This window comes from Pseudomonas sp. E1BtOHC1 (genome assembly GCF_058744285.1).
In genome coordinates this window covers 4,656,923-4,680,858 of sequence record NZ_CP196023.1, presented here as the reverse complement: position 1 = coordinate 4,680,858, position 23,936 = coordinate 4,656,923, and the positions used below count along the sequence as shown (strand labels likewise).

Annotated in this window: 18 protein-coding genes and 4 pseudogenes; 7 read left to right on the top strand and 15 right to left on the bottom strand. The window is 63.2% G+C overall.

Annotated features, from left to right (window positions below; genetic code table 11):
- Window positions 1-102: 102 nt before the first annotated feature.
- Window positions 103-1,080 (bottom strand): helix-turn-helix transcriptional regulator, encoded by a 978-nt coding sequence (locus ACSSVC_RS21010; RefSeq protein WP_346635399.1) that lies wholly within the window; start codon window positions 1,078-1,080, stop codon window positions 103-105.
- A 214-nt stretch (window positions 1,081-1,294) separates the two neighbouring features.
- Here ACSSVC_RS21010 and ACSSVC_RS21005 point away from each other — a divergent pair, with 214 nt between their 5' ends.
- Both ACSSVC_RS21005 and ACSSVC_RS21000 read left to right on the top strand, forming a co-directional pair.
- Window positions 1,295-2,146: a helix-turn-helix domain-containing protein gene (locus ACSSVC_RS21005; protein WP_492611313.1), complete on the top strand. Its 852-nt coding sequence runs from the start codon at window positions 1,295-1,297 to the stop codon at window positions 2,144-2,146.
- Window positions 2,147-2,229: 83 nt separating this feature from the next.
- Window positions 2,230-2,580: a VOC family protein gene (locus ACSSVC_RS21000; protein WP_346635397.1), complete on the top strand. Its 351-nt coding sequence runs from the start codon at window positions 2,230-2,232 to the stop codon at window positions 2,578-2,580.
- Between the two features lie 17 nt (window positions 2,581-2,597).
- On the opposite strand, the gene hpaC is transcribed toward ACSSVC_RS21000, so the two are convergent.
- Window positions 2,598-3,110 carry a 4-hydroxyphenylacetate 3-monooxygenase, reductase component gene (gene hpaC / locus ACSSVC_RS20995; RefSeq protein ID WP_123725454.1) on the bottom strand — a complete coding sequence of 171 codons (513 nt, stop codon included), beginning with the start codon at window positions 3,108-3,110 and terminating at the stop codon, window positions 2,598-2,600.
- Between the two features lie 237 nt (window positions 3,111-3,347).
- Entirely contained in the window at window positions 3,348-4,910 is a 1,563-nt protein-coding gene (hpaB, locus tag ACSSVC_RS20990) for a 4-hydroxyphenylacetate 3-monooxygenase, oxygenase component (RefSeq protein WP_346635396.1), read from the bottom strand.
- A 343-nt stretch (window positions 4,911-5,253) separates the two neighbouring features.
- On the opposite strand from hpaB, the pseudogene ACSSVC_RS20985 reads away from it, so the two are divergent.
- The 3 genes and pseudogenes from ACSSVC_RS20985 to ACSSVC_RS20975 all read left to right on the top strand — a co-directional run.
- A pseudogene (locus tag ACSSVC_RS20985) lies at window positions 5,254-6,009 on the top strand (MCP four helix bundle domain-containing protein); the annotation flags it as partial.
- A 357-nt stretch (window positions 6,010-6,366) separates the two neighbouring features.
- Complete coding sequence (locus tag ACSSVC_RS20980) at window positions 6,367-6,915, top strand: methyl-accepting chemotaxis protein (protein ID WP_404940034.1); 549 nt, start codon at window positions 6,367-6,369, stop codon at window positions 6,913-6,915.
- A gap of 85 nt (window positions 6,916-7,000) precedes the next feature.
- Window positions 7,001-8,200 (top strand): pyridoxal phosphate-dependent aminotransferase, encoded by a 1,200-nt coding sequence (locus ACSSVC_RS20975; protein WP_346635394.1) that lies wholly within the window; start codon window positions 7,001-7,003, stop codon window positions 8,198-8,200.
- Window positions 8,201-8,321: 121 nt separating this feature from the next.
- On the opposite strand, the gene ACSSVC_RS20970 is transcribed toward ACSSVC_RS20975, so the two are convergent.
- The 10 genes and pseudogenes from ACSSVC_RS20970 to ACSSVC_RS20925 form a co-directional block, all read right to left on the bottom strand.
- Complete coding sequence (locus ACSSVC_RS20970) at window positions 8,322-9,317, bottom strand: 2-hydroxyacid dehydrogenase (protein ID WP_346635393.1); 996 nt, start codon at window positions 9,315-9,317, stop codon at window positions 8,322-8,324.
- A gap of 18 nt (window positions 9,318-9,335) precedes the next feature.
- Entirely contained in the window at window positions 9,336-10,631 is a 1,296-nt protein-coding gene (locus ACSSVC_RS20965) for an MFS transporter (RefSeq protein WP_492611312.1), read from the bottom strand.
- Window positions 10,632-10,769: 138 nt separating this feature from the next.
- On the bottom strand, window positions 10,770-11,732 hold the full coding sequence (locus ACSSVC_RS20960; protein WP_346635391.1) for a sugar kinase: 963 nt from the start codon (window positions 11,730-11,732) through the stop codon (window positions 10,770-10,772).
- Window positions 11,725-12,507: a sugar phosphate isomerase/epimerase family protein gene (locus tag ACSSVC_RS20955; RefSeq protein ID WP_346635390.1), complete on the bottom strand. Its 783-nt coding sequence runs from the start codon at window positions 12,505-12,507 to the stop codon at window positions 11,725-11,727. Before ACSSVC_RS20955 ends, ACSSVC_RS20960 begins: the two co-directional genes overlap by 8 nt.
- 76 nt (window positions 12,508-12,583) lie before the next feature.
- Window positions 12,584-13,609 (bottom strand): LacI family DNA-binding transcriptional regulator, encoded by a 1,026-nt coding sequence (locus ACSSVC_RS20950; protein ID WP_492611311.1) that lies wholly within the window; start codon window positions 13,607-13,609, stop codon window positions 12,584-12,586.
- A 156-nt stretch (window positions 13,610-13,765) separates the two neighbouring features.
- A pseudogene (locus ACSSVC_RS20945) lies at window positions 13,766-14,131 on the bottom strand (alpha/beta hydrolase fold domain-containing protein); the annotation flags it as partial.
- Window positions 14,132-14,164: 33 nt separating this feature from the next.
- On the bottom strand, window positions 14,165-14,773 hold the full coding sequence (locus ACSSVC_RS20940; protein WP_404940032.1) for a LysE family translocator: 609 nt from the start codon (window positions 14,771-14,773) through the stop codon (window positions 14,165-14,167).
- Window positions 14,774-14,823: 50 nt separating this feature from the next.
- Complete coding sequence (locus tag ACSSVC_RS20935) at window positions 14,824-15,663, bottom strand: AraC family transcriptional regulator (protein ID WP_492611310.1); 840 nt, start codon at window positions 15,661-15,663, stop codon at window positions 14,824-14,826.
- Between the two features lie 78 nt (window positions 15,664-15,741).
- The gene (locus ACSSVC_RS20930) at window positions 15,742-16,383 is read right to left on the bottom strand and encodes a DUF1345 domain-containing protein (RefSeq protein ID WP_346635386.1); all 642 of its coding nucleotides are present in this window, start codon (window positions 16,381-16,383) and stop codon (window positions 15,742-15,744) included.
- Window positions 16,384-17,327: 944 nt separating this feature from the next.
- A pseudogene (locus ACSSVC_RS20925) lies at window positions 17,328-17,465 on the bottom strand (glutathione S-transferase); the annotation flags it as partial.
- Window positions 17,466-17,713: 248 nt separating this feature from the next.
- On the opposite strand from ACSSVC_RS20925, the gene ACSSVC_RS20920 reads away from it, so the two are divergent.
- A complete protein-coding gene (locus ACSSVC_RS20920; protein ID WP_492611309.1) occupies window positions 17,714-19,882 on the top strand; it encodes a T6SS effector phospholipase Tle3 domain-containing protein in 2,169 nt (722 codons plus the stop codon).
- The gene (locus ACSSVC_RS20915) at window positions 19,882-21,468 is read left to right on the top strand and encodes a type VI lipase adapter Tla3 domain-containing protein (RefSeq protein ID WP_492611308.1); all 1,587 of its coding nucleotides are present in this window, start codon (window positions 19,882-19,884) and stop codon (window positions 21,466-21,468) included. The genes ACSSVC_RS20920 and ACSSVC_RS20915 overlap by 1 nt, the downstream gene beginning before the upstream one ends.
- On the opposite strand, the pseudogene ACSSVC_RS20910 reads toward ACSSVC_RS20915, so the two are convergent.
- Both ACSSVC_RS20910 and ACSSVC_RS20905 read right to left on the bottom strand, forming a co-directional pair.
- Window positions 21,452-21,640: pseudogene (locus ACSSVC_RS20910) on the bottom strand (glutathione S-transferase family protein); the annotation flags it as partial. The gene ACSSVC_RS20915 and the pseudogene ACSSVC_RS20910 overlap by 17 nt on opposite strands.
- An 80-nt stretch (window positions 21,641-21,720) precedes the next feature.
- Window positions 21,721-23,679 (bottom strand): HAF repeat-containing protein, encoded by a 1,959-nt coding sequence (locus ACSSVC_RS20905; protein WP_492611307.1) that lies wholly within the window; start codon window positions 23,677-23,679, stop codon window positions 21,721-21,723.
- Window positions 23,680-23,936 lie beyond the last annotated feature (257 nt).

Here is a 23,936-nt window from a genome sequence, read left to right as displayed (position 1 = left end):
CGAGGGGCTCGCCGGCACACGGCAGTGGGGCAAAAAAAGGGCAAAGGCAGCCCGTGGCCGTCAAATGCGACGGCGCAAATCAGCGCTGGTCAGGGGCCGGGGTCAGTCGGGCGGGGCGTGAAGCAACTGGGCGATGCGCGCCTTGTCCTTGACCCCGAGCTTGCTGTAGATGGCGCGAATGTGATGGCGCACGGTGTTGGGCGACATACCCAGGTCCCGGGCCACTTCCTTGTAGGTCTTGCCGTCGCCGAAGCACTGGGCGACGGCATTTTCCCGGGGGCTGAGTTTGGGCAGGAGGCTGCGGCTGCGGGCGGCCAGCAGGTACAGGTCGCCCACGGCCGAGCAGTCGATCTGCAGGCGTTTGCCTTCGAAGCCGTTGCTGTCCAGCGCCATGGGCAGTTGCGGACCGTTCCACTGCGGCCATTCATGGAGCAGCAGATCGACAAAACCGCGCTCGGCGCATTGCAGCACACCGCGCCGGTCGCACACGGCCAGGGCCAGGTTGCGCGGGCGGGTGAGCTTCTCGCGCATGGCCACCAGGGTGCGGATCTGATTGGCCGATACCGCTGCCACCAGGTGCAGCATCAGGTTGTTCAGCACATGGCAGTCGTCCAGGGTGAAAGCCGGGGCGCCAGGGGCACGGTACAGGGCCAGGTGGTTGCTCAGTTGGGTATGGGGATCGATGTGCACCACGCACAGCAGTTCGCCGATGTTATAGAGCCGGCTCAGCCAGTTGAGGCCAGGGCCGCTGTGCGGATCGGCCATGTTGACGATCACCGCCCGTCCCGGCACCTCGTGGACCCGGCTGACGGTGACATCGGTGTGGCGGATCGATTGCCAGTCCGGCAGGTAGCTTGGTGGCAGGCGGTACAGGTAGCAGCTGTGTTCATCCGGCAAGCCGTCGATCAGTGCGGCGCGGCCCCACCAGGCACTGTCGAAGGGCAAGAGTTTGCTGATGCGCGCCAGGGCATGCTGGTGAAGGTTTTCGATGTCCTTGTTCTGCGCCAGTTGCTGCAGTTCCAGGGTCAGCTCGCTGAAGGCCTGCAACAGGCTGGCCGGAGCATGATCGGGTCGGTTCATGGGGCTGTACCTCTGTGCGACGTTGTTATTGTTTTCGTCACGGAAGTGGTTGAGGACCGTTACGCCGGGGGGACGTGGGCAGGGCCTGGTGCGAGTATCGATGGCTTGGCCGGCCACCGCCATCCTACAGATGCAGGAGGTGGCCCATGGCCCGGCGGCGCGGGTCGCTTATGCTTCAGCTGGTAAACCATGATCACTATGGGGAGTGAGTTCGATGCCAATGCAGCCTTTCTCTGTTTCGCACTGCGTCACAGGGTTTGATGCCGTCAGGCTGCGGCCCTGGGGCGGTCGCTTGTATGGCTTCAGCGAGACGCTGCCGGGCACCGTGCGGCGACTTGAGGTCGCGCAGCCACAGGTCAAGCTGGTCATCGGGCTGGCGTGCCCCTACGGGCTTGCCGCCAATGGGCGCGAGGAGCGGTGTCAGGCGTTCGTGGTGAGCCGCCCGGCAGCTCCGATGCTCGTCGAGCAGCGCGGTGTGCATTCATGCATCGAGGTGGAGCTACCACCCTGGGCCGCGTATCGCCTGTTTCAGGGCGATGGCCAAGTGCTTGCCAGCCCTTGGCTGGATCTGCGGGAACTGTGGGGCACGTCGGTTGGCTTGTTGGTCGAGGCACTGGAAGAAAGCCCTTGCTGGACGAGTCGATTGCAGCGGGTCGAAACCTTTCTTGCCGAGCGTTTGCACAACTCGCGCCGTGAGGTGCCCGAGATGCTGCGCCGGGCCTGGGAGGAACTGCAGCGAAGCGCTGGCGGTACCTCGATCGCTGATCTGAGTCGGCAGGCCGGCTGCAGCGGACGGCATTTCGCCAGTCGCTTCAAGGCCCATCTGGGACAAGGGCCCAAGGCCTGCGCCCGGCATATTCGTTTTGCTCGCGCCCAGCAGTTGCTGGAATCGCTACCGGCGCTGGAGCTGGTGCAGGTTGCGGTGCTGTGCGGCTACAGCGACCAGAGCCACTTCACCCGGGAGTTCCAGGCATTCGCCGGCTGCTCCCCGGGAGCCTATGCCCGAGGCGGCTGGGCCGATATTCCTGGCAAACCGGCATCGTTGCTCGAAGGCCGGGAGAATTGAGTGGCCCGGTCAGTTTTATTCAAGACCCGCCGAGCCTTTGCAGCGGACAGTGACGGCTCTGTCTCTGTGAACGTGGAGGATGTATGCCAGGAAGTCTTTCTCATGTGGAAATCGGGGTTGCCGACGCTTCGCAGTCGCTGGTTTTTTTCCAGCGCCTGTTCGACTGGTCGCCGCAGCGGTTAGGTGCAACGGAGGATGCCTGGTTGCAGGCGCCCTCGATCCGGGTCGGCGTCCATGGCGACGATCCGCAGTCGCGCATGGTCGTGTATTTCCGGGTCAGCGACATGGCCGACAGCGTGTCCCGGGTCCGGGCTCTGGGGGGGCAGGCCGGTGACATCAGTCCCCACGAACCCGGTTTCGGCCGGTTCTGCCAGTGCCACGATCCCCAGGGCGTGTGCTTCGGCCTGCATCAGCCGGACCTCCTTGAATCCTAGCCAGGGCTGGGAGCTGTTCAGGCAGCCTGGCCAGGGCGCTGCAGGCGATGGAAGCAACGGCTGAAATACACCAGCGAGTCGCCTTGCTCGCGCACGCTGATTTCATCCAGTTCCACCAGCATCACCGAGTGGGTGCCGATTTCCTGGACCTCGGTGATGCGTCCCTGGAGGCTGGCCAGGGCGCCGTCCAGCACCGGCAGGGCCTGCAGGCCGTCGCGCCAGGGGTGCAGGCCGAAGCGCTGGTCCATGGCCACCCCGGTCATGCCGGCGAAGTGCCGGGCCACTTCCTCGTGTTCGCCGCTGAGGACGTTGATGCACAAATGGCCGTTGCCCTTGAACACCGGGTTCAGGGCGCTGTTGCGGTTGACGCAGACCATCAGGGTCGGCGGGCTGTCGGTGACCGAGCAGACCGCGGTGGCGGTGATGCCGCAACGGCCGGCGGGTCCGTTGCTGGTGATGACGTTGACCGCAGCGGTCATGTGGGCCATGGCGTTGCGGAAGGCGAGTTGCTTGGGATCGAGTACAGACATAACGAATTCCTCATGGACGCAGGGCATTGCGCTGCAGGAGCCAGCTTGCCGGCGAAGAGAGTCTTGAGCCTTGCGCCGCTCTGGCGGTCGCCTTCGCTGGCAAGCCCGCTCCTACGACGACAGGTGGACATTGGCCTTTCCTGTAGGAGCCGGCTTGCCGGCGAAGAGGGCCTTGAGCCTTGTGCCGCTCTGGCGGTCGCCTTCGCTGGCAAGCCAGCTCCTAGCAGACGCCAGCGGTTACTGGCGGATGCGGTCCAGCATGTTGATGTCGTCGGGGTTGGTCAGGTGCGCAACGGTCCAGCCGTCGAGGTCGTAGTCACCCAGGCACTTGTCCACCAAGTCGGTCATGGCCTTCATCGAGCCGCTGGCCTGGGCGTGGCGCAGGCACTGCATGCGGATCTCGTCCTGGCTGCCGGCGTAGTTGATCTCGTACAGCTCGTGGCGGCCGCCGAATTCGGTGCCGATGGCGTCCCAGAGCAATTTGAGAATCTTGATCCGCTCCTCGTGGCCCATGCCGCCGGAGCCGCGGCAGTAGGTGCCGAGGTACTGGTTGAGCACCGGGTCCTTGAGATCGCGGGAGCCGGACGGCAGGTAGATCAGGCCGCTGGCCACCACTTGCTCGATGATTTTCTTGATGTCGGTGTAGGCCTGGGGCGCCAGGACCCGGTAGGCCTGCAGCGCCTGGGTGCTGGGCAGGTAGACGCCGTTCATCCATTCGCTGGCGTTGCCATGCATGGCGTCGGTGAGGGACCAGAACAGGTTGCGCCAGGCCACCACTTCGCCGACCTGGGCCTGGACCCCGCGAAACTCCAGGGAGCCGGTGCATTGCAGGGCCTTGACCAGCAACCCGGTGATGAAATCGAGCTTCACCGCCAGCCGGGTGCAGCCCTGCATCGGGAACAGCCGGCCAAAACCACCTTGCGGGAACCACTGGCGGCAGCGCTCGAAGTCACGGTAGATCAGCACGTTCTCCCAGGGGATGAACACCTTGTCCATGATCAGGATCGCGTCGTTCTCGTCGAAGCGGCTGGACAGCGGGTAGTCGAAGGGCGAGCCGGTCATGCCGGCCTGCAATTCGTAGGAGGGGCGGCAGATCAGCTTCATGCCCCGGGTGTTCATCGGCGCGATGAACATCAGGGCGAAGTCGGTGTTGTCTCCCAACAGCTGGGCCGAGCCCTGGCCGACGAAGTTGTAGTGGGTCAGGGCCGAGTTGGTGGCCACCACCTTGGCGCCGCTGACAATGATCCCGCCCTCGACTTCCTCGTCCACCGAGATGAACACGTCCTTGACCTGATCCACTGGTTTGTCGCGATCGATGGGCGGATTGACGATGGCGTGATTGAGGTAGAGGCAGGCTTCCTGGATGCGCTTGTACCAGGTGCGGGCGTTGTCTGCGAAGCGCCCGTAGAACTCCGGATTGGCCCCCAGGGCACTGCCGAAGGCGGCCTTGTAGTCGGGGCTGCGGCCCATCCAGCCATAGGTCAGGCGCGACCAGTCGGCGATGGCATCGCGCTGCTGGCGCAGTTCATCGGGGCTTTTCGCCGAGCGGAAGAACTTGTGGGTGTAGCCGCCGTTGCCGGTGTCGGTGTCCCAGCACAGTTGCTCCTTGGTGGCCGGGTCGTGCAGGGCGTCGTACAGACGGGCCATGGAGGCCGCCGAGTTGCGGAAAGCCGGGTGGGTGGTGACGTCCTTGACCCGGTCGCCATAAATGTAGATTTCACGGTCGTCGCGCAGGCTGGCCAGGTATTCGGCACCGGTCAGCGGACGGTTGGTTGCGGCACGAAAGTCTTCGGGTTTCATATCCAGTCTCGGCGTTGTTTTTATTGACTGGGACCATGATGGGCAGGGGCGGGCGCTGAAAAAATGGCTTTTACGGCGAATGAATTGCACTTTTCATAGGGCGCGTTGGTGCTCTCGGGCGGGATACAGCGCACTGTCCCGGAGCAGCGAATCACTGCTTTATCGATTCACTTCGCGTTGTGCTGTATCAGTCCTGAAACAGGGGTCACATTTCGAAATATTTTTGCCAATCAGCCAGATGAAAGCTCAAGTTCGGCCGATATCTCTGATAGGCCCATGGACACTGTTTCTATGGTGTCCCACGTCGATGCAGTCCTGATGCGTCGGCGGATCAAGGGCATGGATGCTCGCCGCCCCGTTCTCCTTCGAGACTCGCCCTATGTCCTTGCGTAACCTGAATATCGCCCCGCGTGCTTTCCTCGGTTTTGCCTTCATTGCCTTGCTGGTCATGGTGCTGGGCGTGTTTGCGGTGAACCGCATGTCGATCATCCGCGACGCGTCCCTGGAGATGGAAAGCAATCAGCTGCCCAGCGTCGGTTACCTCGGCAACCTGACCGAGAACGTCCTGCGCCTGCGGATTCTGTCATTTCGCGTGCTGGTGAACCGCGAACCGGCCGGCCTTGCCGAAGCCCAGACCCGCATCGGCGTGCTGGTGGACAAGGCCAAGCAGGCCCAGGCCAGCTACGCGGCGTTGCCGGCGGGTCCGGAAGAAGTGGCGCTGTACAAGACCTTCAGCGCGACCCTGGACAACTACCTGCAGGCGCAGAAGGAGATGCTCGAACTGTCGCGCCAGGACAAGCTGGAAGAGCTGCGCACCCTGATCAACACCCGGATCAAGGACGGCACCGACCAGATGGGTGAGCAGTTGAACAAGCTCATCGCGATCAATGCCGCGGACGCCAAGAGTGCCTCCAAGGCGGCCGGCGAGCACTACAACAGTGCCATTGCCGGGATCGTCATCGTCGCGCTGCTGGCCGCGTTGCTGACCATCGTGCTGGCGCTGTTGTTGACCCGCAGCATCGTCACCCCCCTGAACAAGGCCCTCAACGCCGCCGAGGTGATCGCCGGCGGCAACCTGCGCCAGGCCATCGAGGTCGACGGCAAGGACGAACCGGCGCGCCTGTTGCGCGCCCTGGCGGAAATGCAGGCCAGCCTGCGCCGCACCATCGAGCAGATCGCCGGCTCGGCGACTCAGCTGGCTTCGGCTTCGGAGGAACTCAGCGCGGTGACCGAGGAGGCCTCTCGCGGCGTACAGCAGCAGAACACCGAGATTGAACAGGCCGCCACCGCAGTCAACGAAATGACCGCGGCGGTGGAAGAGGTGGCACGCAACGCGGTGTCCACCTCCGAGGCTTCCCAGCAGTCGACCCAGGCCGCCCGTGAAGGCCGCGACCGCGTGGTGCAGACCGTCGAGGCGATCCAGACCATGGCCCACGACGTGCAAAACACCTCGGTGATGATCGAAGGCCTGGCGACTCAGGGCCGGGACATTGGCAAGGTGCTGGACGTGATTCGCGCCATCGCCGAACAGACCAACCTGCTGGCGCTCAACGCCGCCATCGAAGCGGCCCGTGCCGGTGAGGCCGGGCGCGGCTTTGCCGTGGTGGCCGATGAGGTTCGGGCCCTGGCCCATCGCACCGCCCAGTCGACCCAGGAAATCGAGAAGATGGTGGCCGGTATCCAGAACGGCACCGGCGAAGCGGTGGAGTCCATGCAGCAGAGCAATCAGCGGACCCAGAGCACCCTGGAACTGGCCCGCGCCGCTGGCGTGTCCCTGGAGCAGATCGCCGAGTCCATCAACCAGATCAACGAACGCAACCTGGTGATCGCCAGTGCCTCGGAAGAGCAGGCCCAGGTGTCCCGCGAGGTGGACCGCAACCTGGTGAACATCCGCGACCTGGCGATCCAGTCGGCGGCCGGGGCCAACCAGACCAGTTCAGCCAGCCATGAACTGTCGCGTCTGGCGGTGGATCTCAACGCCATGGTGGCGCGCTTCGTGGTCTAAGGGCGCGAACGGTGGGGCGGGGCGCTCGACGAGTGCCCCGCCAGCACCTAGGGTTTTGGCTGAAGCATCTTTCATGGAGAAAACGATGCGCTACTCAGCCCTGACCCAACGGATTGTCGGAGAAGGTTCCGCAGCCTGGAACATCCACTACCGGGCCCTGGCCCTGCGCGAGCAGGGGCGGGATGTGTTGTTGCTGACCATCGGCGACCCGGATTTCGATACCCCCAAGCCCGTGGTCCAGGCAGCAATCGACAGCTTGCTGGCCGGTGATACCCACTATTCGGACGTGCGCGGCAACCTGGCCCTGCGCAGCTGCATTGCCCGTCGCCATCATCAGCGCAGCGGGCAGATTGTCGACGCCGAGCATGTGGTGGTTTTGCCGGGCGCCCAATGTGCGGTGTTTTCCGTGGCCCAGTGCCTGCTCAATCCCGGGGACGAGGTGCTGGTGGCCGAGCCCATGTATGTCACCTACGAAGGCGTATTCGGTGCCTGCGGGGCGCGCATCGTGCCGGTGCCGGTGCGGGCCGAGCAGGGGTTTCGCGTCGACCCGCGGGAGATGGCGGCGCGGATCACTCCGCGCACCCGGGCGATGTTGCTCAACAGCCCGAACAACCCATCAGGCGCGAGCCTGTCCCTCGACGACTGGCAAGCCCTGGCGCGGCTGTGCTTTGCGCATGACTTGTGGCTGATTTCCGATGAGGTCTATTGCGACCTGCTGTACGAGGGCCAGCACTTGAGCCCCGGCAGTCTGCCGCGCATGGGTGAGCGTACGGCCACCATTAACAGCCTGTCCAAGTCCCATGCCATGAGTGGCTGGCGGGTGGGTTGGGTGATTGCCCCGCCGGCCCTGGTCGGGCACCTGAGCAATCTGGCCCTGTGCATGCTGTATGGCCTGCCGGACTTTGTGCAGAACGCCGCGGTGGTGGCCCTGGACCGCGACCTGCCGGAGCTGGCGCAGATGCGCGACGAGTACCGTCGGCGTCGGGACCTGGTGTGCACGCTGCTGGGCCAGTGTCCGGGGCTGACCCCGATCTGCCCGGATGGCGGCATGTTCGTCATGGTGGATATACGCTGCACCGGGCTGGACGCCCAGGCCTTTGCCGACTGCCTGTTGGAGGGCTACGGGGTTTCGGTACTGGCCGGAGAGGCCTTTGGTCCCAGCGCGGCAGGCCACATTCGCATAGGCCTGGTGCTGGATTGCGAACGCCTGGCCGAGGCCTGCCGGCGCATTGCCCGCTGCACCGGCGAACTCCTCGAACGCCGCCCCCCAACCCGCCACCCGTAGGCGCCTGTCGGGCGGCGTTGCGCTTGCCGGCGAAGAGGGCCTTGGGCCTTGTGGTGCTCTGGCGGGCGCCTTCGCTGGCACGCCAGCTTCTACAAGGGGGCGCTGTGTTGTTGTCAAGCCGTTATCCGGCCTGCCGTGTCTTGGTGGTCCACGCGGCGGTGTTCACCAGATTGGGCGGGCGCTGTCCCGACAGGGCCGCCAGCAGGTTGTCCACCGCGCAGCGGGCCATGGCTTCGCGGGTTTCGTGGGTGGCCGAACCGATGTGCGGAGTGGCCACCACATGGGGCAACTGCAGCAGCGGTGAACGGTGATCCAGCGGTTCGCGTTCGAACACGTCCAGCCCGGCGCCCCGTATCCGTCGCTCCTGCAAGGCTTCGATCAAGGCTGCTTCGTCCACCACCTTGCCCCGGGAAATATTGATGAAAATGCTCTCCGGGCGCATCAACGCCAGCTCCCGACGGCCAATCAGTCCTTGGGTCTTCTCGGTCAAGGGCAAGGTCAGGCAGACGAAGTCGGCTTCTTGCAGCAGTTGCTCCAGGCTCCGGTAGCGGGCATTGAAACGTTGCTCCACCGCGGGCTTGGGGCTGTTGCTGTGGTAGATCAGCGGCATGCCGAAGCCGAAATGCCCACGCTGGGCCAGCGCCTCGCCAATGCGGCCCATGCCGATGATGCCCAGGGTCTTGCCGTGCACGTCGCTGCCGAAATGCAGTGGGCCGATGTTGCGGTTCCATTGCCCGGCGCGAACCATATTGGCCAGCTCCACCACACGCCGGGCGGTGGCCAGGATCAGGGCGAAACCGGTGTCGGCGGTGGTTTCGGTGAGCACGTCCGGGGTGTTGCTGAGCAAAATCCCCCGTTGGGTCAGGTAGTCGATGTCGTAGTTGTCGACCCCCACCGAGACACTGGCCACCGCTTGCAGGCGCGGCGCCAGGTCCAGCAGGTCGGCGTCCAGGCGCAGGCTCGCCCCCAGCAGGCCATCGGCGCTGGGCAGGGCCTGGCGCAGGGCCTTGAGGCCGCTGGGCCCCAGGTCTTCGATCAGGGTGACCTCGGTCTGTTCCTGCAGGCGGGCCATCAGCGACGGCGAGAGTTTCTTGTACAGCACCAGGTGTTTTTTCATGAGGGTCTCGGTGGCAATTCAGGGGTGGGCCAGACGGCGACGCAGGGGCAGGCCCTTGGCCTGGGGGGCACTGGCACCGGGGTTGAGCAGCAGGGTCAGCAGCACCGAGAGCAGCAGGGCGCCGCTCATCAGCAGGTAGGACATCCCCGGCGAGCCGGTGGCGCTGTTCAGGTAGCCCACCAGGTAGGAGCCGCCGAACGAGCCCAGGGCGCCCATGCTGTTGATCAGGGCCATGGCGCCGCCGGCGACGTTGGCCGGGAGAATTTCCGGGACGATGGCGAAGAACGGGCCGTAAGGCGCGTACATGCAGGCCCCGGCGATCACCAGCAGGCTGTAGGACCACCAGAAGTGCTCGGCGCCCAGCAGGTAGGAGCCGTAGAAGGCGATGGCGGCCACCAGCAGTGGCGGCCAGACGAAGCGCTTGCGCTTCTGGGTGCGGTCCGAGCCCCAGGACACCAGGAGCATGGCAATCACTGCCGCCAGATAGGGCAGGGCCGAGAGCCAGCCGGCCTCCACCATGTCCATTTGCGCGCCGTGCTTGAGGATCGATGGCAGCCACAGGACGAAACCGTAGACCCCGATGCTCCAGCAGAAGAACTGCAGCGCGAGAATGATCACCTTGGGCGAGCGGAAGGCCTCGGCATAGTTCTTCACCGCCTTGATGCCCTGCTGTTCGGCGGCCAGGGCGCTTTCCAGGTCCTGCTTCTCCTGGTCGCTGAGCCACTGGGCCTGGCTGGGCCGGTCATCGGCCAGGCGCCACCAGATAAAGGCCCAGATCACCGCCGGCAAGCCTTCGATGATGAACATCCAGCGCCAGCTGAAATGCTCCACCAGGTAGCCCGAGACCACCGACATCCAGAGCATGGTCACCGGGTTGCCGAGGATCAGGAAAGTGTTGGCCCGGGAGCGTTCGGCGCGGGTGAACCAGTGGCACAGGTACACCAGCATCGCCGGCATCACCGCGGCTTCCACCACCCCGAGCATGAAGCGGATGGCGATCAGCATGTAGGCGTTGGACACGATGCCGGTGAGGGTGGCCAGCCCGCCCCAGAGAATCAGGCTGACGAAGATCAGTTTCTTCACGCTGCGTTTTTGCGCGTAGATCGCCCCCGGCACCTGGAAGAAGAAGTAGCCGAGGAAGAACAGCGCCCCCAGCAGCGATGACAGCCCCGGGGTGATCTGCAAGTCATTGGCCATCCCCGAGGCGGCGGCGAAGCCGTAGTTGGCGCGGTCCAGGTAGGCCAGGCTGTAGGTGATGAAGACGATGGGCATGATGTACCACCAGCGGCGGGCGGCGAGTTTGAGCGTGTCCATGAAAGTTCTCCTGAGCTTGTTGTTTTTGTCGCAACAGGTGGTTCTTGGTTTTCGTTTTCCGTAGCAGCCGGCTTGCCGGCGAAGAGGCCCTTTAGCCTTGTATCGCCCTGGCGGGCAACTTCGCTGGCAAGCCAGCTCCTACAGGGCGCTGGCGGTTTTCAGGGCGGGCGTGTGCTCCGGCAGTTCGTGGCGCAAGGGCAGGCCTTCCATGTCGCCACGGCTTTGTACGGCGCGGCTGCCGACCCAGTTGGCCCGCTGTACCGCCTCGATCACGCTGCGGCTTTCCAGCAGGGCACTGATCAGGCCCACGGCGAAGGCATCGCCGGCACCTACGGTGTCCACCACCTGGGCCACCGGTACGCCGTCGACGAAGCCGGCATCCAGATGGGTGCGGTAGTAGGCGCCATGGGCACCGAGCTTGATCACCACCGCTTCGGCGCCCTGGTCCAGGTAGAAGGCGGCGATGTCCGCCGGGTCGTCCCGCCCGGTGAGCAGGCGCCCCTCGCTCAAGCCCGGCAGCACCCAGTGGGCCAGGGCCGCCAGGCGGTTGATCTCGCGAATCATCAGAGCCTCGCTGGCCCACAGGCCGGGACGCAGATTGGGGTCGAAAGACACGCTGCGGCCGCTGGCGCGCTGGGTCTGCATCAGGTGGCCGGACAGCTCCCGGGCCGACTCCGACAGCGCCGGGGGAATGCCGGTGGCATGCAGATGGCGGGCCTGGAGCAGGGCCGGAGCCAGATCGTCGAGGCTCAGGTGGCTGGCGGCCGAGCCACGGCGGAAGTACTCGACCCGTGGATCGTCGCCGGTTTCCTCGCGGGACTTGAGCTGAAAGCCCGTGGGGTGCAGCGGGTCGCGGCGCACGAAGCGGCAGTCCAGGCCTTCGGCCTGCAAGGTGTCGAGCACGAAACGCCCGAGGGAGTCGTTGCCGACCCGGCTCAGCCAGGCCACCTTGAAACCCAGGCGCGACAGGCCGATGGCCACGTTGCTGTCGGCACCGGCAATGCGCTTGTGAAAGTGCTCGACCCGGGCCAAGTCGCCGCTGTGCTCGGCGACGAACATGGCCATGGTTTCCCCGAAGGACAGAATATCGATCTCAGACATCGGCTGGCTCCAGTCGCGACTGGCCGAGGCGGGCCAGCAGGTCGACCTGCTCGGTGGTTACTTGCAACAGGTCGTCGCCTTGCAGGGGGTATTCCACTGCCCGGGTAATACCTTGAGTCATGTGCCGCAGCAGTTGTTCCCACTGCTGCAACTGTGGGGCGCCGGGCGGTAGGGCTACACGCTTGCCGTCGACCCGCAGGCGCACTGCCTTGCAGTGCACGTAGTCCACATGCCGGCCCAACAAGTGCGCGGCCGTCAGCGCCGACTGCTCTTGCCACTCCCAGTTGCCGATATCGAAGGTCATGCGCAGGGGCAGGTTCCACCCTTGCACGGCGTTGAAAAAACGCTGGAAGGGCTCGATGCGCCCGCCATGGGCGGTCTGGTCGTTTTCCACCAGCAGGGCGAGGGGCTGGCCTGAGAGCAGGCTGGCCAGGCTGTGCAGGTCGTGATGTTCGGTGAAGTGGCCGAGGGACACTTTGAGCCGCTTGGCGCCGAACGCCCGGGCCCGCTGCAGGGTGGCGGACAGTTCGGGATTGGGTTCGCTGTGCTCGGCCGGCCACAGCTCCAGCGGCGAGGAAAACACGCTTTCCAGGCCCTGTTCCCGGGCGCTGCGGGCCAGCTCCTCGGGTTTCTCGTGGGTCAGCAGTTCTTCGCGCCATTCGATGCACGAAGCGCCGGCGGCGGCCACCAGGGCAATGAAATGGCCCTGGCCGTGCCGGCGGACCAGATCCGCGCCGTAGCTGGACAGACTGATGGAGACGGGAGATTGATGCATGCTTCAGACCTCTGAAACCGGTTTCATTTTTATTCGAGAAAACCCGGGACGCGCTGCAATGCAGGGGTTCCCAGGACTACACAGAGTGTTTTCGGGTGGAGCCGCGAATCATCAGTTGCGCCGCAAAGTCCAGTATCCGCGCCGGGCCGGTATCGCCTCGTAGGCGCTTGAGCAGGCATTCGAAAGCGGCGGTGCCTATGGCCTCGGTGGGTTGGGCCAGGGCACTGATGCCGCTGCCCACCAGGGGGTACCAGTCCAGGTCGTCGAGGGCGATCAGGCCGATGCCGTCGAATAACGGGCATTGGAGTTCACGCAGGACCCGGGTCGCCGCCAGGGCCGCCACGCCATTGGCGCAGAACAGCGCCTTGGGGCCGGGGCCGGGAGCGTCGAGAAAGTCTTTCAGATGGCGGGCCAGGGTCTCGCCGGTCTCCAGTGACTGGCCGCGCAAGGCCGGGCGCCGGGCGACCTCGTCCTGGAAGGCGGCGCTGCGTTCGAGCCGTGAGCTGGTGCCGTCATGGGGTTCGCTGACCAGCAGCAGGTCGCGATAACCCTGTTGTTCCAGGTGCTCGACGGCGCTGTGCACCGCCGCCGGGTTGTCCAGGCCCACCAGATCGGCGTGCAGTGATTCAAGCTTGCGGTCCACCAGGACCATGGGCATTTCCTGCTGCAACTCCAGCAACAGCTCCAGGTGGTGACCCAGGGTGTTCACGATCAGGCCTTCGATGTTGTAGGCCCGCAGGTTGGCCAGGTGCTGGGCTTCCTGCTGATCGTCACGGTCGGTGTTGCACACCACCAGGCTATAGCCGTGCTGGCGGCAGGCGGTTTCCACGCCGTGCATCACGGCAATCGAGTAGGGGTTGCGGATATCGGCCACCAGCATGCCGATCAGGCGTGTGCGCCCGCGTTTCAGGCCGCGGGCCATCTGGTTCGGGCGGTAGCCCAGCGCGCTGATGGCCTGCTCGATGCGCAAGGCAATGGCATCGGAGAGCAGGGCCCGGTCTTCGCCGATAAAGCGCGACACGCTGGCCTTGGAGACCCCGGCATGACGGGCAACATCGAGCATGGTGACGCGGCTGCGCTGGGCGGCGGAAAACTGATTCACGGGCGACGACCTTATTCTTGGAATTATCGGTTTGCAGTCCTTCCGAGTGCGGCGCTGAAACCGGTTTCAGGAAACCGCAAAACCCATTCTGTCGTCAAGGGCGAAACATCGATAAATCTGCATCAGCGCTGAAGGTGGCTGACCAACGGTAGGGGCTCAGGGTTGCTCAAGGCATGGGCGCAGGGCCTGCAGCAGGGCGTCATACAGCTCATCGACTTCCGCCACCAGCCCTCTGGCCCGCAAGCAGCCGTGCACCAGGCCCAGGCCCGGGTACAGCTGGCTGGTGACGCCGGCGTGCAACAGGCGCTGGTGATAGCACTGGCCGTCATCGCGCAAAGGGTCGAACTGTGCCAGGACGATAAAGGCCGCCGGTAGGTTACTGAGGTCCTCTGCCAGCAGCGGCCGGGCGTAGGGCGACCTTTGTTCGGGCCCGGGCAGGTACAGCGCCTGGAAACAGTCCAAGTCGCTGCTGCTGGCCACCTTACGTGGCGCCAACGGTCCGGGAAACGCTCTGCGGCGACTGGCTTTTGCACGGTGACGACTGCCTGGGCGCGCTCACGCCCACAGGCTCATCCAGGTAGCGATCAGCAACAGCAGGGCCATGGCGCGGTTGAAGCGTTGCAGCGCCCTGGGCGACCCTAACCAACGGGCGGAGCCGGCACCCAGCAGGGCCCAGGTGCCGAGGCAGGGCAGGGCGACGAAGAAGAACACCAGAGACAGGCACAGCACCCGGGCCTGGCGCTCGGCGCCATTGCCGGCGAACACACTGACCACCGCCAGGGCCATCATCCAGGTCTTGGGGTTCACCAGTTGCAAGGCCGCGGCCCCCAGCAGCCCCAGGCGCCGGCCGTGGCCATTGGCGTCCAGGTTCGTAGCCGGTGCCCGCCAGATCTGCCAGGCCAGGCAGCTCAGCCACAACAGACCGGCCCACTGCATGCTCTGCCGGACTTCGGGCAGGCGCCCCAGCCAGTCACCCAAGCCACTGCCGACCAGGAGCACGATACCCGCCGCGGCCAAGGTGGCACCGAGGATGATCGGCGGCGCGGCCCGCAGGCCATAGCGGGCGCTGTTGCTCAACACCAGGATATTGGTGGGCCCCGGGGTGATGGAGGCGACAAAGGCGAACAGCACGAACGGCAGCAGGGTCGAGATGGAAGGGGGCATGGCCGGCAACTCCAGAGAAGATCGAGAAGGTGATCTTCGCCGTCGGCCCGTCAAGCGTCTGGAAGCTTTGTGCAGCGCTTGCGGTACAGCGCCGGACTCAGGCCATAGGCACGCATGAACCAGCGCCCCAGATGACTCTGGTCGGCAAAACCCAGGGCCGTGGCCACGTCCGCCGGGGCTGCGCCGCCAGCCAGCAGGCGCCGGGCCCGGCTCAGGCGCAGTTGCACCAGATAGGCGTGGGGCGGCAAGCCGAAAGCCGCCTTGAAGGCGCGGCTCAAGCGAAAACGGTCAACTCCACAGGCCCGGCTCAGAGCGTCCATGCTCAAGTCCTGGCACAGCTGGGCATGCAAGTAGTCCCGGGCCCGTTGCGCCACCAGCGGCAGGCGCGGGTCCTGGCCATAGCGCTGGCGCCAATGCAGGTGCCCGGTCAATTGTTCGAGCAACTGGTCCAGGGCGCTCTGGCGGACAATCCGCAGTTCACCGTGATGCAGGCTGTGAAAGGCGGCGCTGGTGGCCTGGGCCAGGCGCGGGTCACTGGCCAGGGTCGTGCCGAAGCCCAGCTGGGTATTGGCCGGCGCCTCGGCAAACAGCGCCCCCAGTTCCCGCTCCAGCCACTGTGGGTCCAGGTACAGCATGCGATAGGTGAAACCGCCCGCGGTGGGCGCCTCGCCATCGTGAATTTCCCCGGGCTCCAGCAGGAACACCTTGCCCGGTGTGCTCTGGTGCTGGGCCCGACGGCAATTGAACTGCTGCACCCCTTGCTCGGTGACGCCCACCAGATAGCTGTCATGCCAGTGAGGGTCATAGGCGTGGCCAGTGAAATGGGCGCGCAGGGTCTCGATGCCGGTGTCGGCGTCCTGGGCCAGATCGATCCAGTTGTCGGCGGTCATGGGCTACCTGAAAAGCGAGGTTCAACCCTGGCAGTTAGCGCCTGTGCCAGGGCTTGGGTCTAGAAGTTTTGTGCAGCTTCAGCTGAACAGCCCGGCGGCGATATTGATGGAAAAGCCGAGGATCGCAGTGTTGAACACAAAGCCGATCAACGATTGGGCGAGGACGATCTTGCGCAGCTCGCGGGTGGCCACGCCGACGTCCGAAGTCTGTACCGCCACGCCGATGGTGAAGGAGAAGTAGAGGAAGTCCCAATAGTTCGGCGTAGTCAGTTCCTCGGCGAAGCGCAGGGCCGGCTCCTTACCGTTCCAGGTGTAGTAAAGGCGGGCGTAATGCACGCTGAAGATCACCCCCACCAGCAACCAGGAACCGATCACCGTGAGCCCGGTGAAGCCGTAATGCAGCAGGCGCTGAGTGGTATCCAGATCCTTGCTGCCCACCAGTTCCAGGGTAATGGTCACCAGACTGGCGACGGCGGCGACGCAGACGATCAACAGCACCAGCCCGGCGTTTTCGTCCTCGACTTCGGCGATGCGTTTCACGTCCTCGGCCTGGGCCCGCACGGTCAGCCAGAACATCAGCGCCAGGTAGGTCCAGACCGCGGCGTTCCAGCCGATGAGGATCTTGCCGGTCAGGGTTTGCGCGGGGGCGAGGAGGCCGATGGCACAGCCGATCAGTACGCCGATGGTCAAGCGGGGGTGGGTTCGGATCACGAAAGACATGGGGGCTCGCAGCTTCTGGGCAGAGGGGGAACATTAGCATGTGGGGGGATTTGGATCGGGGGGCATAGTGGTTGCTGCGGGTGTGGCGGCTGGCGGGTTCGTCTTGATGGCTTGGGGGTGGGGTACATATCCGTTGCTGCGGTTATGGCCACTTAGGGTTTCGCCCTTACGGCGACTCACTTTTTTCAAACGCCAAAAAAGTAAGCAAAAACGCTTGCCCCTCCATGGGCCCCTCGCTGGGGCTCGGGGTTCCCTCGCTTCGGCATTGCTCCGGGGGCCGCCGCCACCCGGCCATCCATGGCCGGGTGGCGGCTAGCTCGGCATCCCTGCCGAGCTGCCCCCTACGCAACGCCTACGCTCGGCCGGCTGGGAAGGGGCCTGAAGATCAAAATCAAAAGCAAAAGCCAAGCGCGTGTTACGCGCCATCCGTAGGAGCCGGCTTGCCGGCGAAGAGGCCTGTGAGACATGCATCGCCTGGGCCGACGCCTTCGCTGGCAAGCCAGCTCCTACATGGGGGGCCCTACACACCGCTCCAGCTTCAGGCCGGCCGGCAGGCCGCCGTCGCGCTCTTGATTTTGATCTTGATCTGAGCGCCCCGTTAACCACGATGGCCGAACGCAGGCATTGAGCCGTGGGTAACCCGGCAGGACGCCGGGTTAGCCGCCACCCGGCCATGGATGGCCGGTGGCGGCGGCCCACGGATCAATGCCGGAGTGAGGGCATGCCGAGCCTAAGCGAGGCACCGAGTGGAGGGGCAGAGCGTTTTGCTTACTTTTGTCTGGGCCGGCATTCCGGATTTTCAAAAGTGAGCCGCTGTAAGAGCGGAACCATAAGTGGCCACACCCGCAGCACCGGATATGTACCCCAACCCCGCTGTAAGAGCGGAACCGCCAGCCGCCACCCCCGCAGCAATGGATATGTCCCCCCACCCCCACAACAAAAACTCACGCCAAAGTCTTGGCCATGCCCCCTACAAACAACTCCGACTCAAGAAACGCCTGCAACCACTCCTGCAAGGCGCGATAAGGCGCCTGCACAAACCACTCCCGGTCCACATGAGCAAACTGGCGAACAAACGGTACCTGTGACAGTGGGCCGCACTGCGCTCAGAACGCTTTGAGATACTTCCTAGATTTACTCGCTGGCTCTTTTGTTATGGTCTGGCGCCGGTTTTTTTGCGCAGCATCAGTAGAGGGTCAGGTCTGGCACCCGTGTCGTCAGGCCAAACCATTCAGCCCTGCTGCGCAGCCTCGTCCCTGAAAGGATTGGACGTGATCCGGCTGGACGACGTGAAAGGTTGTCTTTCAGGCCATCAAGGAGCAAATGCACAATGAATGACGCCGTTCGGATGAGGACCATTTGCACAGGCCAGGCAATCACCATGCCGGGCGGTGGTGACGTGCACCTGATCGCGACCCCGCCCAAGCCCTGCGTGACCATCGTCGTGCATGGGGTCAACGACCTGGCCGGTTGCTACGAGCGCATCGAGCGCGGCTTGTGTGCGGGGCTGAATGAACGCCTGGACATGCCCTCGGTGCTGCCCAACGGGGTGAGCAGCCCAGGTTTTCTCCGGCCGGCCAGCTACAGCCTGCCTGAGGACGATGATGGCAAGGCGACCAACCCGGATGCGGTGTATTACCGGCGCAAGTTCAGTGCCGCAGATACGCGAAGCGTGGTGATTCCGTTCTATTGGGGGTTTCGCGAAGAAGAGGGGGCAATCAACAAGACCGAGCCCCACGGTGAATGGCTGGACCGCAACAACAACCGCCTGGACAAGGCCGGCACCCTGGAGGGGGGCCATTTCGTCAATGCCACCACCAACCTTCCCGATATGTGGGGCAAGGGTTTCAACGGCAAGCTGTTTGGGTTCATTTCCCTGGACTTCTTTGCCGGTGAGCTGACCCACCCGTTGTTTTCCGCACCCGGCCGGCGCTACATGGTGCTGGCCGCCATGCGTCTGGCGATGTTGATCAGGATCATCCGCAAACGCTACCCGAACGACACGGTGAACGTGGTGGGTCACAGCCAGGGCACGCTGATCAATCTGCTGGCCCATGCCTTTCTCAAGGATGACGAGGTTCAGGTACGCCCGGCCGACGGCGTGGTGATGATCAACTCCCCCTATAGCCTGCGTGAGCCCACCACGGAGAAGTTTCAGGGTTACGGCAGCCAGCAAACCTCAGAAGCGCGCATTGCGACCCTGGAGGGGATCCTCAAATACATCGCCGGAGCGCCCAATCCGTACCCGGCATTGTCGAGCGTCGCCCTGAAAAACTGCCAGGGTGATGGCGCCATTGGCGGGTCGGGCTGGAGCGGCGGGCCTGCGTCGCAAACCACCATCGATGGTAAAAAGATCTCGTTCAACGAGCGCGATAATCGCGGCAGTATCTTTCTGTACTTCACCCCTCAGGACCAGACCGTCGGCCTTGCCAACGTGCAGGGGATCGGCTGGCAGGGCGTTGACGAGCACCTGTATGGCAAGCCGGTACGCAGTACCTTGCCACTGAGCTTTCACCAACGGATCTTTACCCTGCGCAAACGCGGCGAGAAAAAAGAGCTGATTGGTCTGCACACGCCACCCTATGTCTATCCATTGCTGTTGAAGGGTGAGGACACCTGGGAGGACATGGGGTTGCCGTACAAACAACGGATGTCAGTGGCCCGCGCCTCCCTTGAACAAGGAAAGTCGGTGATGCTGACCGCACCGTTGTTGCCGGTGCCTGTTGAAACCAACTTTGACGCCGATGGCACGGTGGTCATGCCGGGAGCGGACTCAAACAGCGGTGTCTATCAGGTCAAGGACACACTGGCGCCCATTGATGCGTCCATCGCGATCAGTAACGGCGCCTGGACCTCCGAAAGCAGGCAATACGCCAAGCTGGATTCGATCGATGAGGCCGTCGCCTTCAAGTACGGACGCGATATTGCCAGCGTCAAAGAGGCGCTCAATGAAGGCAAGGACACGGCAGAACAGACCCACGTGTTTGTCGCCCGAGCGACAGACAACGGCAAGGTGCTGGTGACCCGTTCAGAAACCCCCTACGAGGCTCGTATGCGCCTGCAAGGGGGAGGCAAAAGCGGGGAGCATGAAGAGGCCCTGTCGTTTCACTCGGCGATTCCCAACAACCCTGACCATAGCCGGCGAGTGCTGGCTTATGACGTGGCGATTGGGGCGGGAGAGAGCGTGGATGATGTGACGTTTTATGCGTATTTGTGTCGGGTGGCGGATTGGCGGTTGGATTGGAAGAGCAAGCGGGCCAAAGGAAGGGCACAGGCTGATTCAGATTTAGATAATGATCTTCCAGACGAAGCTGTACAGACCTTCCTTCGAGCGGAAAACGATAAAAACCGCGACCTGATCGTCTCTACAGTGACATACCGCACAACTGGCACGCTACCAACCACGGTCGTGAATAACATGCCCTCCTTAGTGTTCTCGCAGACCTTGGCGGAGCGAAAAGCTGGCAAGCCTATTGGCCAGGGAGGCGAAGTCATCTGATGCGCTCGATATTTACCAGTTTGAGCATTGCCAGCCTGCTGCTGGTCAGTTGTTCAACGTTGGCCGCGCAATCTCCATTAACGCTGCCCCGCTGTTTTGCCAACCCGGCGACGCCCGTGCCTGCCTATCCTCTAACCAAGAAGACCGCTGATATGTCTGCTGATACTCGCTACCGAGCACCGACTACCTCACCTCGTCTAGAAACCCTGGATGTGCTCAGCATTGGCATAAGTCTGGATGTATTTCGGCAAGGGCAGATTTGGAAAGAGTTGCAGGAGAAAAATGCAAAGCAAACGGAATCGCTACACGTAGGCAGTATCTTGCCCATGGACCCAAAGAAGTACCCAGTCACTGCTCATGACAAAGACACGGCCTCTGAAAAACGTGAAGCCGATGCGCTTGAGTTAGGGCTCAGGGACTTTCTGGAGAAATGGCCGATCCCTACCGTCACTGTGGTTCGAGGTTGGGACTCAAAAGCACCCAAACTGCGCTTTACGCCCGAAGAAACTCAAGAGAGTTTATCTGTGATGGTCAACGACATGCGAAGCCCGGCTGGTTTGCATTGGCATCGTATTCGTAACTTACAGGACGGCATTGTCTGCAACGACACTCCCGAGGGCGTCATGGAGTCCCTGTTCCAACTATTCGAACAGCACCCAGACCTTCCGGCGCTGCTGGTGTACGTCAATGAAGGCTTCAACATGGCGTTGTCATTGACAACGAAAGGCAATAAGCCAATAGGACTTGGAACCGGCCCTCGACAGCCAGGAGAACTCACCGACTCAATGGTCGCCCTGGTCATCGGCCGTCCCGAACGCGTCGAATGGCTGCGTTACTACGCCCCCTTCACCAAGGTCAACAAGAACAGGATCGATCCCGAGTTCACCGGCTGGGGTTGGCGTAAACCTGCCGTGGAGTTCCAACCTTCAGAGTTCATCCCTCAGCCCTGGACCGAACGTGCCCTTGAGCAATGGGACGCTTTACCGGTGCTGGCCCAGATCCATCGCCCGGTCACCGTTTCCCTGCAGCGCCCGGACACCGGCGAACGCCTCAAGCGCGAAGCCCTGAGTGCACAACTAGCCGCAGGCTGGAAAAAAGCCAGCGACGGGATTGCCCCAGCACCGGCCCGGTTGTTCTACGACGGTGGTTTGAACAGCGTGCCACTGGCCGAACTGATGCCTGCGCTCACCATGGCCCATAGCGCCCTGGACCTGCTGGACTCGCGTGAAAGCTACGACCTGACTCAACGGCTGGGCGATACCGGTGCTGCCTCGCCGTTCGTGGGCATTGCCTTGGCCACCATGGCCAGTTACCAGAACGCCGACACCAGCGTGGTGATGCCCCTGCGTCGCAAGGACCAGGCAACCATCATCACCATCACCTCACCGACACCCGGTAAAAAACCTCTCGACAACAGGTTCGGCGTCAATCTGATGCCACAAACTGCCAGCACTGACACTAAGCAACCCGCGCCCGCAAGCAATCCGGCAGCCCCTTCGTTGGCGAAATTTGAGAATGACGATTACGCAATCGAAGAGTTTGTGGCCAGCCTGAAACCCAAGGGCGACTGGATGGATGATTTGTAAGCTTCGGCCCCAGCAGGCCATCCAACCGAGCGAGAAATGCCTTGCCCTGGCTCCGGTAATGCGCCATGAGCGCTTCGGGATAGCGCTCGGCGTACTTGTAGCGATTGAGGTGCGCTTTGAACACCTGGTCATTCTCGGCAATCAAGGCCGCCATCTGCGCCTGGTTCCCGGGCCTGCCCGAGTCACTGATTGGCGAACGTGCACAAGGGGCCTCGGCCGCACGCGATCTCGGGCAGGCTGGATAGGCTGCCGTCAGAACTGATAAGTGAAGGCGGTCTGAATGCCGGTCACATCTTTGCCGCCTGGCTGCTGTGCCCAGAACACGCCCGTATGGACGGCGCTGTGTTGGTTCAGGGCATAGCTCACTCCTGTGCCTGCGCCCAGGCGAGCGTTGTGCTGTTTTTCGGCCTGGTAGGTGTATCGCCCCAGATACTCCATTCGGGCTTGAAAGGCGTCACGGTTGTTGCGCAGGTCCTGGGTCAGTTCCAGGTTGGCACTGAGTTCAAGCTGCTGGGTGAGCTTCCTGGCGCCCCGTACACCGACGTTCAGGCTGGTCGTCGTGCGGCCCATTTTCGCGTAGCTGGCCGCAAACACCGCGCCGCTGTTTTCGCGATAAGCCTGGCGGCTGACCTGCGTCTGGCTGAGGCCGAGATACGGCGTCAGGGTCATCGCATTGAGCATCACGCCATAGGCGCCTTCTATGCTGAAGGACTTGCCGCGCAGGCTCGAACGCCCTTGGCCGGCTTCGGTATAAGCCAGTTGTTCGCGTGTGATGTCGACCTTGGAAGACACATAGGCTGCGGCCACACGGCCCTGCCAACCCAGCCCGTGACCTGACTCATCAACGGCCGCGGAGATGGCGACCGCCGGTGCTGCCGACCCTGCCTTGGCGTAGTTGTCCGGCAGTTGCTGATCGAGGTCCTGATCCAGGGTGACGCCCAGGCGCAGATGCTCGGTGGGACGAACCCCCAAGGTCAGACTCATGGTGGTCTGCTTGGCCCCGCTGTTGCGACTGTAGCTTGGGCCAACACCGATACAGAACGAGCCACTGTCGATCTGGCATTGCTGGCTCATCAATCGAGCCAGTTGCGCGCTGCGCAAATCGAGCATCCCCCAGGCCCGATTGGCGTTCTTGGCCATGGCGGTGCGAGTGTTGTCCAGGTCGACAAGGTGGGAGCCTGTGTCGGTGATTTTCCACAGCGCGGTGTGCATGGCACCTTCACCCGTCAGGCTGAGGCCCACGACAACATTGCCGTCAGCGGAGACGCCGGTCGCCGCTGACGTTTCACCGCCTAAGGTGCCCAGGTCGACCATGCCGCTGGCATCGGTGTGCCTGAATGCATGGGCATAGCCAGTGGCCGTCGCGGCTATACCCACGATGACGGCACCGTCGGCGGAGGCGCCATAAGCAAAGGAATCGCCACCCCAGGACTCCAGGCCGACCATGCCGGCGGTGTCCGTGTGCTTGAACGCTTGACTGCCGCCTGTAGCTGTCTGGGCCATTCCCACGACAACATGGCCGTCAGCGGAGATGCCTAATGCCTGTGAGGTCTGCCCTCCCAGGGTGCCCAGATCGATCATGCCGCTCGCGTCGGTGTGCTTGAAGGCGTGTTGCGTGCCTGTGCTGGCATCGATATCAGCGTATCCCACGACGATGCTGCCGTCCGCGGACACGGCAGTGGCGTGGGAGTAGCCGCTGTTGCCCGCATCCAGGGTGCCCAGATCGATCATGCCGATCGCATCGGTGTGTTTGAACGCACGATAGTCGCCATTGGTTGTAGTCGAATCGCCTACGACAACGGAGCCGTCAGCGGATACGCCCGTGGCCTGTGAGGTAAGTCCTCCCAAGGTGCCCAGGTCGATCATGCCGGTTGCGTCGGTGTGCTTGAAGGCGTGAGCGTTGTTACTGGAGACGCCGGCGAATCCCACGACCACCTTGCCGTCAGCGGATGCGGCCTTGGCATAGGATTGAACGCCACCCAGCGTGCCCAGATTGACCATGCCGGTGGCATCGCTGTATTTGAACGCATATTGATTGCCGTTCGCGAACGCAGTGCCGACGATGAAGTGACCGTCAGCCGATAAGCCATAGGCTACCGAGCCATCACCGCCCAAAGAACTTAAGTCGATAGTAGTGTCGGCACAGGACTGTGCTGAATAAATCACTCCATAGATCAGTATTAATGCGGCTGTTGCAAAAGGCGATTTCAATGTAATGAACCTGGCAATATAGGAAATGATTACAGCGGCCTGAATAATGGAAGTTTTTTATGGGCGAGCAGGCTACTGCCGAGGTAGAGGCTTGGTTTGCGCAGTAATTAGGCTTTGAGGCCAGTCTGGCTTGGGGGTTGGCCGCTTTGGGCGTGATGGTGTGAATCGAAGTTGTATTGCTTACATGAGGGGAGTAACTAGGCGCGTAAAGTGATTGTCGCGTTGGGTATGAACTTAATGAGTTGGGTTAGTTTAGT